This is a genomic window from Methyloligella halotolerans, assembly GCF_001708935.1.
GTDB lineage: Bacteria > Pseudomonadota > Alphaproteobacteria > Rhizobiales > Methyloligellaceae > Methyloligella > Methyloligella halotolerans.
In genome coordinates this window covers 343720-358507 of the sequence record NZ_MASI01000003.1, presented here as the reverse complement: position 1 = coordinate 358507, position 14788 = coordinate 343720, and the positions used below count along the sequence as shown (strand labels likewise).

Genomic DNA, 14788 nt, shown 5'->3' with positions numbered 1-14788 from the left:
ATTGCCACAGCGCAGCCGGGTCGCGTTTTCCGAACGCGTCGGCTGCGCTCACGATATGAGACCTATGCAGCTGAAAAGGCTTGCCATCCCTGCCCTCGCGGCCCTGATGCTTCTGCCGCTTGCGGCACCGTTGCGCGCAGAGACGGCACCAGCGCCCCAATCGCCTTTGCGGCTCGCCCAGGCAGGCGGCCCCACCAATATCGACCCGAGCCAGGGCGCGACGCCCCGCGCCTATGGCGAGCCTTCGCCCGAGCAGGAACAGGGATACGACAACGACTACGGCACCTATCAGGGCGGTGGCTCCCAGGGCGGCAACACCTACCAAGGCGGCGGCGACTCCTACCAGGGCAACACCTATCAGCCCGGGAATACCTATCAGGGCGGCGGTAACAGCTATCAGTCGCCCCCGGCAGGCAACTACAACAGCGATACCTACGGCCGAAGCTATGACGACGGCCCCGGACGGCCCTACGAGCCGGTCCCGCCCGCCGGTCCGCAAGAGAATTACGTTCCGCCGGAAGCCCAGCAGAACAACGGATTTTCGGTCGATGAGATCACCGAGGCCGGCCACCGCTTCTTCGGCACCGTCTCCCACGACCTCGCCAAGGTGATCGAATACGCCTTCCAGCGCCGTGGCCGTCCCAACGGCTATATCCTCGGCGAGGAAGCGGGCGGCGCCTTCGTGGCGGGTCTGCGCTATGGCGAGGGCACCCTCTACACCAAGGATGCGGGCACCCATCAGGTGTTCTGGCAGGGGCCGTCCGTCGGCTACGATTTCGGCGGCGAAGGCTCCAAGACCATGGTGTTGGTCTACGACCTCCGCGATCCCAACCAGATCTATCAGAAATTCGCCGGTGTCGACGGCTCCGCCTATCTCATCGGCGGCGTGGGCATCACCTTCCTGACCAAGGACAGCATCGTCCTCGCGCCGATCCGCTCCGGCGTCGGCCTCAGGCTGGGGGCGAATATCGGCTATCTGAAATATACCCGCCAACCCACTTGGAATCCGTTCTAGATTGGCGGTAATGAAGCAGCCGCGCCCTGGGATCTGCCGGCGCGGAACGGCCTCGGCCGAATGAGATGCAGCATCCGAGGTAAAATCCCCATGTGGGAGTGCATGGCCCGATGATCCAAGCGATTCTATATGGGGCGTTGGGGTTCTTCCTCGCCGGCCTCATCGCGGTGCTCTTTGTGCCTGCGCTCTGGAATCGGGCCGCTCGCATCACCCGCCGCCAGCTCGAAGACAGCCTCCCTCTGACGGCGGCCGAAATTCAAGCCGACAAGGACCGGCTACGCGCAGAGTTCGCAACCGAGCTGCGCCAGCTTGAGAACGAGCTGGAGAAGGCCAAGGCGAAGGCGGTCCGCGAGCTTGTCGAAACCAGCAAGCGGCGCGTGCGCATCGACGAGCTTGAAGGCGAGCTTTCCGAGTTGAAGGCGAAGTTGGACGAGACGGAGAGCGCGAAGCAAGCCCTGGTCAATACGTTGAGCCGAGGCCTCCCCCAGATGGAGGAGGAGCTCGATACGGCCCGCGAGATCATGACCGATATCGAGAAGACCCAGGCCGAGCTTCGCTTCCGCTACGGTCGCGACCGCGAAGCGCTGCGCTTCGCACAGGAAACCGTGAAGCGCCAGGCCGAGGATCTTCAAAATCTCCGCGCGGCACTGGAGGGCGGCGACAGCACCGCCCGCCAGATCTTCGGAAAATCCGACACCGCTCTCGCCAAGGAGAACCGTCAGATGCTCGCCCGCATCTCGGTGCTCGAGGAAGAGCTGGCCATGGCCCGCCATTACGACGCGGAAAACTACCTCCTGCGCGAGGAGATGCGGAATCTGTCCATGCAGATCCTGCGCGCGGCACAAGGCGAGGAGGCTCCTCTTCCGGAGCTCATCCCCGAAGCGCCCCCGGAGAACATCGACGACTACGTGGCCGCGTCCCAGTCCTTCGAGGAGGTGACGACTTCGCCCCTCCCAAGTCACGAAGCCGAACCATCCGAACCAGCACGGCAACCGGATCGTCCTGCGCCGGAGCTCAAGGCCGATCCGGAGCGCGCCCCCAAACCGGCCAAAGCCGGATTTGGCAGCCGCCTGAAAGAAAAGCTCACCAGCCAGCCGAAAGCCGTGCCCAACGGCGATACCCAGACCGCTTCCAAAAGCGCTTCCAAGAGCGAGCCGGGCTCCCTCTCCGAGCGCATGGCGGCCCGGCGCGGCAAGACCGTGGATGCGGCGACCTCGGGCGAAAAGCGGCAGGAAGACGGCCGCCGCTCGAAGGAAGCGCCTGAAGCGGTCGGCAGCGAGCAAGGCTAGCGGCCGCTTTCGCAACTTCCTGCAAAGTCAGGAACCTTCCCCGCCCTACTCGAATTTTAGTCAAAGTCCGGTGGCAAAGACCGTCGGGTCGCAATGGGGGCATTGCCGAGGTTCCGCCCCCGAGTGAGGAAACTCCCTATGTCGTTCATGAGATTCTCTCTCGTGGCTTTCACGAGCCTCTTGCTCGTTCCTGCCGCGAACGCTGCACAAAGCTCTACCCAGCTTGCCCAAAGCTCTATCGCGGCGGGCCAAGGCGGTCTGGTTCGCCTGGCCCAGCTCGACGGCGATCCTGCCGATGCGAAGAAGAAGCTGAATCAACAGGGCCAGCCCAAGAAGAAAGCCGATAAGCCCAAGCCTGCGCCCAAGCCGAAGGCTGAAGCAAAGCCAAAACCGGCTCCCAAGCCCAAGGCGGAAGCCAAGCCGAAGCCAGCTCCGAAGCCGAAGGCGGAAGCGAAACCGAAGCCGAAACCCCAGCCGGCGCCGAAGCCCAAGGCCGAAGCCAAGCCGAAACCGGCGCCTAAGCCGAAGGCGGAGGCCAAACCCGAGCCAAAGCCCGCTCCTAAGCCGAAGGCCGAGGCCAAGCCGAAACCTGCGCCGAAGCCCGAGAAGCCGAAAGCGAAAGCGGACAAGCCCGCTTCGAAGCCCGACCGCTCCGTGCGGGACGTTGCGCCCTCTCTGGCGCCCGACGCCGAGGAGACGGCACCGGAACCCAAGCCGGAACCGATCCCCGAGCCCGCGAAGGATGAGCCCAAGCCCGAACCGAAGCCCGTGGACCCCGAGGCCGACAGCAGCAAGCCGGAACCGCGCCCGTGAAGCCGGAGGATAAGAAGCAAGGAGACAAGAAGCAGGACAAGTCCGGCCAGAAGCCCGCTTCGAAGGACGGTCAGAACAAGAAGAAGAACGACGATCAGAAGAAGACACAGCAGAAGCAGCAGCAGCTTCAGAAGAAGCCGTCTACGACCCAGCAGCAGCGCAGCCGTGACGGAAGCCGCGACGGCGACCGCACACGACAGGGGTCGAGAGACGGATCCAGAGATGGCTCACGCGACCGCAATCGCGATGGTGACCGGAACCGTCAGGGCTCTCGTGATCGGGACAGAGATCGCGATCGTCGCGATGCCGACCGCCGCTACCGGGATGGTGACCGTGATCGCTACAGCCATTACCGGAAGGACTGGCAGCGTCACGACCGCTACCGCCGCGGCCAGGATCGGGAGGAACTCTCGACCAAGAGCATGCTCACCGGTCTGGCGATCGGCGCGGTGATCGGCGCCACGGCACCGGTCCTGTTCGACAACGGCCAGCGCCGCTTCGTCGAAGATGACGGCCGCGTCTACGTCTACGGCAACGACCAGGAACGCTTCAATGTCTATGGCGATGGCTATAGCGAGCGCCTGTCCGGCGGCCGGACGCGGGAGGTCTATCGCCGCCCTGACGGCACGGAGATCATCACCGTGCGCGGTCCCGACGGCTATATCCTGACCCGGACTCGCCGCTATCCCGGTGGCCGGGAGATCATCCTGATCGACGATGTCCGTCGCGGTCCTCCCCCGCCGGTCGTGCTTGGCCCTGTGCAGTATGCCGGCCCGCGCGACCAGTACGTGGTCGACTACGGCGATGCGTCGCGCGACCAGATCTATGGCGCGCTCATGGCCCCGCCTGTGGAGCGCCTCCCGCGCACCTATACGCTTGAGGAGGTGCGGGAATATCCGCGCATCCGCGAGCGCATGCCGCGGGTGGATATCAGCACCGTGACCTTCGATACGGACTCGTCCGTCATTGAGGAGAGCCAAGTGCCGGAGATTGAATATCTCGCCGACATCCTCAACGACATCCTGGAGGAGAACCCGGAAGAGGTGTTCATGATCGAAGGACACACGGACGCCACGGGGCCTGAGCTCTACAACCTCGCCCTCTCCGATCGGCGTGCCGAGTCGGTGGCCATCGTGCTCTCCGACTACTACGGCATCCCGCCGGAGAACCTGGTGACGCAAGGCTATGGCGAGGAGTATCTGGAGGTTCCGACTGAAGGTCCCGAGCGGCGCAACCGCCGGGTCACCGTCCGCCGGATCACCCCGCTGATCCGCTCCGCCGAAGCGCGCTAGAACGCTGCGGCGAAAATCGGACCGATCGAGGCCGGCGCGGTTCTGACGAACCCGCCGGCCTTTTTCGTATCTGCAGTCATCCGGCTCTATTGCCGGTCCTCGCTTCAGCGCTTACCTCCGGAGCGCCTGAAGACGTCTCCCAAGCAAGGAAACACCGATGAAGCGTTTCGTGACGGCCCTGATCTTCACCTGTCTGGCGGCCACCGGCGCCCATGCCGACGACCTGGAATGCGTCGACACGACGTGGCGGTTCCTCTCGCCTGACGATAAGGTCTGCGTCTCGATCTTCGAGGATCCGGAAGTTCCGGGCGTCGCCTGCTTTATTTCCCAGGCCCGGAAGGGCGGTTGGGGCCAGCCTTTCGGCCTCAACGAAGACCCGTCCAACTTCTCCGTCGCATGCCGCCAGCTCGGTCCTATCGACACCGACATCGCCAAGTTGCCCGAGCGCGAGCAGGCCTTCACCTCGAAGACCAGCATCTTCTTCAAGAAGACGCGCATCTACCGCATCCCCGACGTCGCCCATAACTCGATCGTCTATCTCGCCGTAAGCTCGAAGATCATCGACGGCTCGCCCGCCAATGCCATCAGCGTGGTACCCATCCTGCCCTGGCCTGAAGGCGATACCGCGAAGGACGAAAAAGACGACAAGCCATCGCCAAAAGCCGAATGAAGATCGCAACGTTTAACGTCAACGGCATCAACGGCCGCCTCCCCATCCTGCTGCGCTGGCTGAAGGAATCGAAGCCCGACATCGTCTGCCTCCAGGAGCTGAAGGCGCCAGACGACAAGTTCCCGGAAGAGGCGATTGAGAACGCGGGTTATCACGTCATCTGGCACGGCCAGCCCCGCTGGAACGGCGTGGCGATCCTCAGCCGCAACGCCGAGCCGGTCGAGACCGCCCGCGCTCTCCCTGGCGACCCACGAGACCACCAAAGCCGCTACATCGAGGCCGCCATCGACGGCATCCTCGTCGCCTGCCTCTACCTGCCCAACGGCAATCCGGCCCCGGGCCCGAAATTCGACTACAAGCTGAAATGGTTCGAGCGCCTGACGGCCCATGCGAAGGATCTGCTGGAGAGCGGCGCGCCCGTGGTCCTCGCCGGCGACTACAACGTCATGCCGACCGAGCTGGACGTCTACGCGCCGGAGCGCTGGGAAGACGATGCGCTCTTCCGCCCCGAGGTGCGCGGCGCCTTCGCGGCCTTGCGCGACCAGGGCTGGACCGACGCCATCCGCAAGCTCCATCCCAAGGAGCGCATTTACACCTTCTGGAAGTACTGGCGGAACGCGTTCCAGCGCGATGCGGGTCTGCGCATCGACCACTTCCTCCTGAGCCCAAAACTCGCCAAGCGCCTCAAAGCCTGCGGCGTCGATCGCGACGTAAGAGGCTGGGACAAATCCTCGGACCACGCCCCCGTCTGGATCGAGCTGAAGGATTGAGCGTGGATTCGCCCTCTCCGACACCCGGCAAGGTTGCGGCAACAGAATTGCGCTAGTCTTCTAGACTTCGGCCTTAAGGCGCGGCGGAAGGCGGCCCCATGCTCATCGACGGCGTTATGCTGCTCTGGTTCATCCTGACGGCGCTCAGCGTGATCTTCGTCGCCATCGACATCAGGACCACGCCGGAAAATCCGGTGATGAAATGGGCTTTCGTGCTTTTCACCGCCTATTCCGGCCCGTTCGGCGCATTCCTCTACGTGCTCGGCTGCCGCGAGCCCCTGCCCGGCACCCACGAACAATACGTCGCCGCACGCTGGCGTCAGGCCCTGGGCTCCACCATGCATTGCGCCGCCGGAGACGGTATCGGCATCCTGGTCGGCGCGGTGATCGGCGCCCTCGTGGCGCTGCCCATGGCGGCCGACATGGTTCTCGAATACGTCTCGGCTTCGCCTTCGGCTGGACCATCTTTCAGGCGCTCTTCATGGGAGGAATGTTCGGCTCATACTGGAAGGCCATGAAAGGCACCTTCACCTCGGAGCTGCTCTCCATGAATTGCCTGATGGGCGGCATGTTCCCCGTCTCCGCCCTTGCCTTCGCCGGCGACGAGGCCGCCCGCAATCCGGCCGAACCGCTCTTCTGGTTCCGCATGTCCCTCGCCCTCATGGTCGGCGCCCTGGCCGCCTACCCCATGAATTACTGGCTGGTCGCCCACCATCTGAAGCACGGCATGATGACCGTCCGCCGCGGTGGCGCGATGAAGATGGAGGGCACGGAGAACGACGCCATAGCTGACGACGCCCGGATGCAGCAGAAAATGAAGATGGCGGCTGAGACCGGCTCAGCCTTGTATGAGCCCAGCCCGCCCGTCTGGGTGATGACCCTGATCTCCTTCGCCGTGCTGTTCGCCGGCGCGGCCATCGCGCTGATCTTGGGCGGCCACGGCTAGCTTTCTCCCCGTTTCGAGGGGGAACCCCCGTGCCGACGCGGCGGTTGTCTCCGCTGAAGGTCGCCATTGATGAGCGACCCGAGGGAGGCAACAACTTCATGGACGTCACCGACGCGAAACCAAGCAACCTTCTCGAGACCATGGCGCGGGTGGGCTACAGCGCCCGCGGCCTCGTCTACATGATGGTGGGCGGCTTGGCGGCGCTCGCCGCCATCGGCAGCGGCGGCGACGTCACCGGCAGCAAGGGCGCGATGCAGTCCTTCCTGTCCCAGCCCATGGGATGGATCCTGCTGGGACTCATCGCCCTCGGCCTCTTATTCTTCGCCATCTGGCGCATTCTCCAGGCGACGACCGACGCCGATTGCGGCGACATCTCGGGTTCGAAGGCCGTCACCAAGCGCGCGATCTGCGTGGTGAGCGGCATCGTGTATTTCGGCCTCGCCTGGTGGGCCGGTAAGCTCGCCCTGGGCTTCGCGAGCAGTGGCAGCGGCGATTCCGGCGCCAAGGGCTGGACGGCATGGCTGCTGAGCCAGCCCTTCGGCGCATGGCTGGTCGCGGCCGGCGGACTTATCATTGCCGGCGTCGGACTGCGGTTTGCGTGGAAAGCCTTCACGGAGGATTTCAGCGAAGGCCTTCGGGGCGAGCCCAGCGAGTGGCTGGGCACCCTCGGTACCGTCGGCTACGCCGCGCGCGGCATCGTCTTCGTGATGATCGGCATCTTCCTGATCGTCGCCGGCTATCAGTCCGACCCGTCGAATGCGGAAGGATTGGGCGGCGCCCTGCGCAGCCTGCAGGAACAACCCTATGGCTGGATCCTTCTGGGCCTCACCGCCCTGGGCCTGGCTGCTTTCGGGGCGTTCAATCTGTCCCGGGGAATTTATGGCAAGATCCGTATGCCGGACACGCCCGGGAAGGATATGTCTTTCTCCTGACGGAGCCATAGGTCGCATGGCAATATCCGGCACCGTGAACCACCATCGCCGGATCCTGACCCAGATGCGAGGCGTATGTTTCTAAGCATCTTCGACATCTTCAAGATCGGCATCGGCCCCTCCTCCTCCCACACCATGGGGCCGATGATCGCCGCGTCGCGCTTCCTCGACACCCTCCGCAATCGTCCGGTTCCGGACCCCGTTGCCCCCGCTGCCCCCATTGCCCATGTGCAGGTCCGGCTCTACGGATCCTTGGCCTTCACTGGCAGCGGTCACGGCACCGACCGCGCCGTGATGCTGGGACTTCTCGGCTACGAGCCCGAGACTCTCGACATCGGCGAGGCCGAAAAGGCGATGGAGCGGCTCGGTCTTGAGAAACGTCTTCACCCCGCCGGCCTGCCGGAGATCGCCTTCGATCCCCGCAGCGACTTGATCTTCGATTACGGAGATCCCCTGCCCGGCCATCCGAACGGGATGCTCTTCACCGCCTTCGACGGCAACGGGGGAAACGTCGCCGAAGAGATCTACTATTCCATTGGCGGCGGGTTCGTGGTCACCGCCGACGAGCTTGCGAACCCCACACCCCCCGACCCCGACGAAACCCCTTGCATCTATCCATTCGCATCAGCCCGAGCCATGCTCGACATGGCGCGGGACAGCGGTCTCTCCATCAGCGAGATGAAGCGCCGTAACGAGATCGCCCGGCGTTCCGAGCCGGAGCTAAACGAGGGCGCCGCGAGGATCTGGAAAGCCATGTCCGACTGCATCGACCGCGGGCTGACATCAGGCGGCGTTCTGCCCGGGGGACTCAACGTCCCCCGCCGGGCGCCTGAGATGCTCAGGCAGATGCAGGAAGAGAAGGAGTCCAACAGCCGCCAGCCCTACACCGCCATCGACCGCCTCTATCTCTACGCCATGGCCGTGAACGAGGAGAACGCCGCGGGCGGCCGCATCGTCACCGCCCCCACCAATGGGGCAGCCGGCGTGGTGCCCTCGGTCATCCGCTACTATATCGACCACTGCATTGGAGCGGACCCGGCGAAGGTTGAGGACTTCCTCCTCACCGCCGCCGCCATCGGCGGCATCATCAAGCACAACGCATCGATCTCCGGCGCCGAAGCCGGCTGTCAGGGCGAAGTCGGCTCCGCCGCCGCCATGGCCGCGGCCGGGCTCTGCGAGGTGCTGGGTGGTACGCCGGCTCAGGTCGAGAACGCGGCCGAGATTGCCCTGGAGCATCACCTCGGCATGACCTGCGATCCCGTCGGCGGGCTGGTTCAGATCCCCTGCATCGAGCGGAACGGCCTCGGCGCGGTGAAGGCCGTCACCGCCGCCTCCATGGCGCTGCGCGGCAACGGCACCCATTTCATGCCCCTGGACAATTGCATTGCCGCCATGCGCCAGACCGGGGAGGCCATGAGCACGACCTTGAAGGAGACGAGCCGGGGCGGGCTCGCCGTGAACCTTCCCGACTGTTGAAGGGTCGACTGGCGGGCTACCGCGCCGGCAGGAGACGGCGGTGATCGCCATCTCCCGAAGGCATGCCCCTAAACCGGCTCGGGCTCCCCGATCCTCTCCGCCTGGCCCTTCTCGCGCTGGAAATGGCGCTCGGCCGATTTCACCGTGTTGGCGAGCAGCATGGTGACGGTCATGGGGCCGACGCCGCCTGGCACAGGTGTCAGCAGCGAGGCCCGCTCCTTCACCGTCTCGAAATCGCAATCGCCCACCAGCTTGCCGTCGGGCATGCGATTGATGCCCACATCGACCACCACCGCTCCGCGCTTCACCATGGGCCCGACCACGAGCTTCGGCGAGCCGGCCGCCAGGATGAGGATGTCGGCGAGGATCGTGTATTGAGCGAGATCGCGGGTCTTGATGTGGCAGATCGAGACCGTCGCCTCACGCTGCATGAGCATCAGCGCCATGGGCTTGCCGACAATGTTGCTGGCGCCGACCACCACCGCGTTCTTGCCGGAGATCTCGACGCCGGCCGCATCGAGCAGCAGCATCACCCCATGGGGTGTGCAGGGCGGAAACACCGTGTCGCCGATCACCAGCCCGCCGACATTGTAGAGATGGAAGCCGTCGACATCCTTCTCCACGCTGATGGCCCCGAGCACCGGTGCCAACGCGATGTGCTTCGGCAGAGGAAGCTGCACCAGAATGCCATGCACATCCGGCGCGGCGGAAAGCTCCCGCACCGTGGCAATCACCTCCTCCTGGCTGACGTCAGCGGGAAAGACGTATTGCCGGGAATCGATCCCCGCCTCCTCGCAGGCGCGCACCTTGCGGCCTACATAGACGATCGAGGCGGGATCCTCGCCGACGCGGATCACCGCGAGTGTCGGGCGCCAGCCGGCCGCTGCCACGAGCTTGTCGACCCGCGCCTTCAACCCGCCGCGGATCTTTGCGGCGATCGCATTCCCATCGATGATCTCCGCCGTGTGTTGCACCGTCATTCAAACAAATCCTTCGAGTCTGAGGGTGCCCTTCCGGGAAGGATCGTCTCAGACGCAGATTCGAAGGGCAAGCCACACGGTCGGCCATTTCGCCACAGACCTCGGCGAGGTCGCGACTGAAGAAATCATTGGATTTGAAGGGGATGGCCGCCTGCCGTCGCAGTCCGGCGCGCCTACGCAGCCGCTCTACCCCGTTCGGGATATCACCGAATTGTCGGACGATCTGGTGGGTAGAGGAAAATGGCGCCCCGTAGGGAAGTGCCCCGAGTGAGGGACATCAACAAGATAGGCGCATTTGGGATAGAACGCGCACCCTTTGTCTCGCGGGGCTTCTTGATTAGGAGTGTCCCAAAACGCGCCTGCGTAACAGCGCGGCTCAGTCCTCCCAGCTCTTCGCGATGATCCGCGCCCGCTGACAGAGAACCACGCGCCGCCCAGGCCGCTGCTTCACCGTTTCATGGAAAGCCGCATAGGCCACAAGAAGCTGATCGGCGCCCGCCATGACATGCTCAACCGACCACCCCGCATCCTCAAGGACTTCGATCTTGAACGTGAACTCTTGCTCCTGACTCATGGGCACGAGAATGAGAACGAAACAGGAACGACGTCAATGGTTGGCTTTGCGGAGTACTCGGCTTAGCGGCCCTGGCGGAAATAGTGTTTAATTGGCATTTCCTGTGGCCGAGGAGCTACTGTTTGTTCGCGCGATCTCAAGGTGCATTTCATGATCACGTTCTATTGGGCATGCGAGGTGATTTACACTCCGGGCGGCCGCTACCGCGTAAGCCCTTGCGCCATAGGCTGCTGCGATGGCGAAGGCGACACACTGCAGGAAGCGCAGGACATGGCACGGGAGAAACTGCAGAAGCGTCTCAACGACCGCGAAAGCGAAGTGATGATCGCCATGGTGACGAACGACGTCATCGATCCGGCCGATATCGTTTCAGGACGGCGCGTGAGAATTCCGGTTCGGATGCCGAAATAATGCCGACCAAAAAAACCCCGGCCTCCGTCGGAAGCCGGGTTAGGTCAGGGAACACGGTAGGAGAACCGATCGCTAGCAGGATCGCCGTGGATCGATGCCGATCGAGACAACGCGCGATGGGGCTTCGAGTTCCCAGGCCTCCTTCTCTTGGCCAGAAAGCCGGTAACCCTAACTTTACGGGTCGATGTTTCTTTATGCCCAGCGCGCTCTTCCTTACTCAAGCGTGCTGACTCTTAGAAAGAGCCCTGGTGACGCCCTTCCGGGGCTCTTTCACTTTTCAAACACCAGTGCGAAAAAATGCCCAGCGCTCTGAGAAGAGGCTGGGCGCAGGATGTCCTGCGGCCGGCGCGCCGCAGGACAGGTAACCATGGTCAACGTCCCTCGGCTTCGTCGCGCCGTCAAGCCGCTCTCGAAGCTTTAAAGCGCAAAAAAGCCCGGCCCCCCTCCGAAGAGAGAGACCGGGCCGGGTCGCAGCGGCGGGACTAGCACCGCTGCGGTGGAGAGAAGCGCCCATGCAGGAAGGCGCTTCAGCAAGCGCGGGATTAGGGAAACCGCGCTATCTCGCGATCAGCGTCCCGGGCGATCCGGTGCGCGCGTGAAATCGACATAGTACCGATCACCGGGGTTCAGTTTTCCGAACAGCGCCTCGTTCGCGCAGAAGAGCTCGAACGTTGCGGACGGCGAGAACTTGGCAAACGTGTTGTCCTCATCCGAGCCATCTTCGGGATATGAACCATCACGCGAGACGGCACTCATTTTGATGTTCTCGCCGCTCTCGACCCGTTCGACGGATTTCACGACAAGCTTGGCGCGCATCACCTTCTCACCAACTTCAGGCATCTCATTCTCCTTTCCAGTCTTCCAAGGCTTCGAGTAGTTCTCCGACCGTCACATCGGCCGGAAGATCTTCTAGGATGCGGCGCATCTGATTCCGCACACTCGCGGCCTGACGAGGCGACGCCGTAGCGGGCGCATCAACGCGGGGACCACCGCCGCTATAGGCGGCACCTTCGATTGCCACTTGAACGAGTTCCGGAAGCTCGGTTTCGGCGCGCATCAGAACCGCACTCCCAGCCACTTCAGCTCGCATACCGGCGCCGCCGGCAGCTTCCGCTCCCGGCGCACCTCTTCGGCCCGCGTCTCGCAGGCCCGCAGATCCGGCCGGATGCATTCGTTCGGCCCGCCCCAGGCGAGGCAGCCGGCGATCACGTAGACGCTCATCATGCCGGCAGCCCTCCGCTTGCCACCTGGATCTGGCAGGTCATGGGCTCCGGCAGCTTGAAAAAGCGCTGCAGCTGCTCCGCGCGGCGGAGACAGGGCTCAAGATCGGCGAACGCGCAAGGGCCCGGGCTTTGGGCCGCCAGCGCGCTGCAGCCCAGCAGCACCACCATGGGGATCGCCGTCAGCATCAGGACCGCCCATAGGCCAGGCGGACGCGGGCGTACCAGTCGAGCAGATCCTTGCCGCAGCGGGTCTTGCGCAGCTCCGATTGCCGGATCTGCCCGATCAGCCGCACCGCCATGGGCCGGGTGAGCCGGTCGCGCGGGATGTCGGTCAGCTTCTCGAAACAGGCGGCGTAATAGTCCGGCGCCTTGGGCAGCTGCACCGAGACGTCCGGGGCGCCCTGCTTCTGGCAGCCCGCCAAAGACACAGCGAGGGCCAGCGCGCCGGCCAGCGCCAGCGCGAACCTGAAAGCCTTCATGGCTTCGTCTCCTATTTGAGGTTCCGGATGGCTTCGAGCTCGTCCTCGAAGACGGCGATGGGGCAGGCCTCCTCGTCCCGCCCCTCGTGGCGGTCGATCACCTCTTGCAGATGCGCCGCCGATTCCTTCGCTTCCTCGAGCTGGGCTTCGCGCTTCGCCGCCTGGCGCTGCTCGAAATCGCGCACGTCGTTCAGGGCCGCCAGATCGTGGGTGAGCTTCCGGTTGGCGGCTTCCAGCCGGGCGATCTCAGCCTTGTCGCGGGCCGATGAGAACTGGTCGACGACGCCGGAGTAATAGACGCCCACCGTCAGCACGGTGCCGACGCAGGCGCCTACAGCCGCGCCCTTGATCCCGCCGGCGAGCCGGCCGGCGAAATAGATCACGCCGCCGGCGAACCCGCCGATCAGCGCCAGCATGAGCAGCGTCCAGATGCCGGAGAAGAGGGAGGCGAAGAGATTGCCGATGAGATTGCCGATCATCGCTTGCTTTCCTGCTCGACGCTGGTGAGGCAGATCTCCAGCTCGCCGATGCGATACGTGTCGCCGTACTCGCGGCGTAGCTTCAGGCCCCGCACCACCCGGCCGCCTGCCTTGTTGAACCAGGTCAGCGCATTGCAGGCGCCGCGATAATCCTTCGCCCGGGCACGGCGCGCGGCTGTCGATTTGCAGATGGCGCCGACGCCGACATTGTAGGCGGCATCCAACATGGAGGCCTGAAGGCCGATCGGCAGGGTGTCGAAGTTGTCGACGCAGCGCTGGAGCGGCTGGTGATAGTCCTTCTCCAGGCGCTCGTAGAGCATGCGGCTGCACTCGGCATCCGAGCAGTAATCGCCCTTCTTTACGCCCCTCGTCTCCCCGAACCCATAGGTCCAGGTTCGACCGAGATAGTCGTAATAGGCGAGGTTGCGTTTACCCTCCCACGGCTCAGTCAGATACGTGCCGGTAAACACGACCAGCCCCATGCTGACGGCAGCCGCCAGCGCGGCCACAGCTCGTTGGCTCATCTCAATCTCCGATTTTGGTGGGTGATCGTGCGGGCAGGACAGGCGGCGCCGCACAGCCGGCTGCGGAGGCGCTACTTGGCCACGCTTTCGCCGCGCATCCGGCGGCGAAGCTCATAAAGCTTGAGGGCAGCCACGGCGGAGCCGAGCATACCGGAGAGGATTGCGAAGGCCACGGCGATCAGCTGCAGCCAGGGCAGGACGATCTCGGGCGTCACAGAGGCCAGGGCGCCGCCGGTCGCGCCGGCCGTGATCGCCGCCGTCGCCACCTGTGCGCTCGACGTTTTGGCGATGATGTGCTGCACGCTTTCCTCCATCAGATGCTGGATGATGTGCCACATAAGCGGCTTCCCCTTTTCCTAGGTTTGGCAGTCGAAGGGGCCCCCGCCCCCGGATGCGGGCAAGCGCGTCAGGGCCAGCGATAGGCGACGATGCGCGAGCGCGGATAGCGCCCCACCCCCACCGTCCGCGCGCCCGGCCGGCCCGAGTGATTGCCGGAGACCAGGGTCACGCTGGAGGCGTCGAACGCCGTCACGATGCCCACGTGATGGGGCATGACCGCCACGGCCCCCACCTTCGGGCCCGGCAACGCCTTGCCGTAGTGCCGCCAGTCGATCGCCCGGTCCGAGGCGATCGGGTTGGGCATCACCGTGCGCATGTAGCGGCCGCACCATTGGCGGCTCCAGCCGGTTGGGTTGGTGCCGATATCGGCCATGGCGGCCTGCAGCCAGGGCATGCCCCCGGCCCCATGGCCCATCCCGCCGAACAGGGCGAACGGGAAGGCCGCGTACGCCGGCGTGCAGGCGGCCGGCGCCAGGCAAAGCACCAGCGCGGCGAGAAATGCTCGCATGGTCAAAACTCCGGTTTTCCAAGTTGCCCCTGAGCCGCCTGCTAACTAAGGTTGCGCCGCGTCAGAAG

General features: G+C 64.5%; 20 protein-coding genes and 1 pseudogene. 10 read left to right on the top strand and 11 right to left on the bottom strand.

The features are described 5' to 3' along the window. Window positions 1-64: 64 nt before the first annotated feature. From A7A08_RS17345 to A7A08_RS08240, 9 genes and pseudogenes are all read left to right on the top strand, one after another. Window positions 65-1015, top strand: a complete 951-nt coding sequence (locus A7A08_RS17345) for a DUF1134 domain-containing protein (protein WP_342586637.1) — start codon at window positions 65-67, stop codon at window positions 1013-1015. Window positions 1016-1125: 110 nt separating this feature from the next. Beyond that, window positions 1126-2304, top strand: coding sequence for a hypothetical protein (locus A7A08_RS08275; RefSeq protein WP_069095024.1), 1179 nt, complete (start codon window positions 1126-1128; stop codon window positions 2302-2304). 138 nt (window positions 2305-2442) lie between these two features. Further along, window positions 2443-3117: a hypothetical protein gene (locus A7A08_RS17150; RefSeq protein ID WP_069095023.1), complete on the top strand. Its 675-nt coding sequence runs from the start codon at window positions 2443-2445 to the stop codon at window positions 3115-3117. Beyond that, the gene (locus A7A08_RS08265) at window positions 3114-4409 is read left to right on the top strand and encodes an OmpA family protein (protein WP_069095022.1); all 1296 of its coding nucleotides are present in this window, start codon (window positions 3114-3116) and stop codon (window positions 4407-4409) included. The genes A7A08_RS17150 and A7A08_RS08265 overlap by 4 nt, the downstream gene beginning before the upstream one ends. 157 nt (window positions 4410-4566) lie before the next feature. After that, the gene (locus A7A08_RS08260; RefSeq protein WP_069095021.1) at window positions 4567-5079 is read left to right on the top strand and encodes a CreA family protein; all 513 of its coding nucleotides are present in this window, start codon (window positions 4567-4569) and stop codon (window positions 5077-5079) included. After that, window positions 5076-5849, top strand: coding sequence for an exodeoxyribonuclease III (gene xth, locus A7A08_RS08255; protein ID WP_069095020.1), 774 nt, complete (start codon window positions 5076-5078; stop codon window positions 5847-5849). The genes A7A08_RS08260 and xth overlap by 4 nt, the downstream gene beginning before the upstream one ends. A gap of 98 nt (window positions 5850-5947) precedes the next feature. Continuing rightward, window positions 5948-6795: pseudogene (locus tag A7A08_RS17595) on the top strand (DUF4396 domain-containing protein). Between the two features lie 98 nt (window positions 6796-6893). Beyond that, entirely contained in the window at window positions 6894-7727 is an 834-nt protein-coding gene (locus tag A7A08_RS08245) for a DUF1206 domain-containing protein (protein WP_069095071.1), read from the top strand. A gap of 75 nt (window positions 7728-7802) precedes the next feature. Further along, entirely contained in the window at window positions 7803-9203 is a 1401-nt protein-coding gene (locus A7A08_RS08240) for an L-serine ammonia-lyase (RefSeq protein WP_069095019.1), read from the top strand. A 68-nt stretch (window positions 9204-9271) separates the two neighbouring features. Here the strand turns inward: A7A08_RS08240 and folD are convergent, their stop codons facing one another. Continuing rightward, window positions 9272-10183: a bifunctional methylenetetrahydrofolate dehydrogenase/methenyltetrahydrofolate cyclohydrolase FolD gene (folD, locus tag A7A08_RS08235; RefSeq protein WP_069095018.1), complete on the bottom strand. Its 912-nt coding sequence runs from the start codon at window positions 10181-10183 to the stop codon at window positions 9272-9274. Window positions 10184-10559: 376 nt separating this feature from the next. Next, window positions 10560-10757, bottom strand: coding sequence for a hypothetical protein (locus A7A08_RS08230; protein WP_069095017.1), 198 nt, complete (start codon window positions 10755-10757; stop codon window positions 10560-10562). Between the two features lie 150 nt (window positions 10758-10907). Between A7A08_RS08230 and A7A08_RS08225 the strand changes: the two genes are divergently transcribed. Continuing rightward, the gene (locus A7A08_RS08225) at window positions 10908-11168 is read left to right on the top strand and encodes a hypothetical protein (RefSeq protein WP_141693910.1); all 261 of its coding nucleotides are present in this window, start codon (window positions 10908-10910) and stop codon (window positions 11166-11168) included. Window positions 11169-11735: 567 nt separating this feature from the next. On the opposite strand, the gene A7A08_RS08220 is transcribed toward A7A08_RS08225, so the two are convergent. From A7A08_RS08220 to A7A08_RS08185, 9 genes are all read right to left on the bottom strand, one after another. Beyond that, window positions 11736-12008: a hypothetical protein gene (locus A7A08_RS08220; protein ID WP_208430594.1), complete on the bottom strand. Its 273-nt coding sequence runs from the start codon at window positions 12006-12008 to the stop codon at window positions 11736-11738. 1 nt (window position 12009) lies between these two features. Further along, the gene (locus tag A7A08_RS08215) at window positions 12010-12225 is read right to left on the bottom strand and encodes a hypothetical protein (RefSeq protein WP_069095015.1); all 216 of its coding nucleotides are present in this window, start codon (window positions 12223-12225) and stop codon (window positions 12010-12012) included. Then, a complete protein-coding gene (locus A7A08_RS16270; protein WP_169822964.1) occupies window positions 12225-12392 on the bottom strand; it encodes a hypothetical protein in 168 nt (55 codons plus the stop codon). Before A7A08_RS16270 ends, A7A08_RS08215 begins: the two co-directional genes overlap by 1 nt. Further along, window positions 12389-12577: a hypothetical protein gene (locus A7A08_RS08210; protein ID WP_069095014.1), complete on the bottom strand. Its 189-nt coding sequence runs from the start codon at window positions 12575-12577 to the stop codon at window positions 12389-12391. The genes A7A08_RS16270 and A7A08_RS08210 overlap by 4 nt, the downstream gene beginning before the upstream one ends. Next, window positions 12577-12870 (bottom strand): hypothetical protein, encoded by a 294-nt coding sequence (locus A7A08_RS08205; RefSeq protein WP_069095013.1) that lies wholly within the window; start codon window positions 12868-12870, stop codon window positions 12577-12579. The genes A7A08_RS08210 and A7A08_RS08205 overlap by 1 nt, the downstream gene beginning before the upstream one ends. 11 nt (window positions 12871-12881) lie before the next feature. After that, on the bottom strand, window positions 12882-13349 hold the full coding sequence (locus A7A08_RS08200; protein ID WP_069095012.1) for a hypothetical protein: 468 nt from the start codon (window positions 13347-13349) through the stop codon (window positions 12882-12884). Next, window positions 13346-13873: a lysozyme gene (locus A7A08_RS08195; protein WP_069095011.1), complete on the bottom strand. Its 528-nt coding sequence runs from the start codon at window positions 13871-13873 to the stop codon at window positions 13346-13348. Before A7A08_RS08195 ends, A7A08_RS08200 begins: the two co-directional genes overlap by 4 nt. A 71-nt stretch (window positions 13874-13944) precedes the next feature. Beyond that, window positions 13945-14211, bottom strand: coding sequence for a hypothetical protein (locus tag A7A08_RS08190; RefSeq protein WP_069095010.1), 267 nt, complete (start codon window positions 14209-14211; stop codon window positions 13945-13947). 68 nt (window positions 14212-14279) lie between these two features. Next, window positions 14280-14720 (bottom strand): C40 family peptidase, encoded by a 441-nt coding sequence (locus A7A08_RS08185; protein ID WP_069095009.1) that lies wholly within the window; start codon window positions 14718-14720, stop codon window positions 14280-14282. Window positions 14721-14788 lie beyond the last annotated feature (68 nt).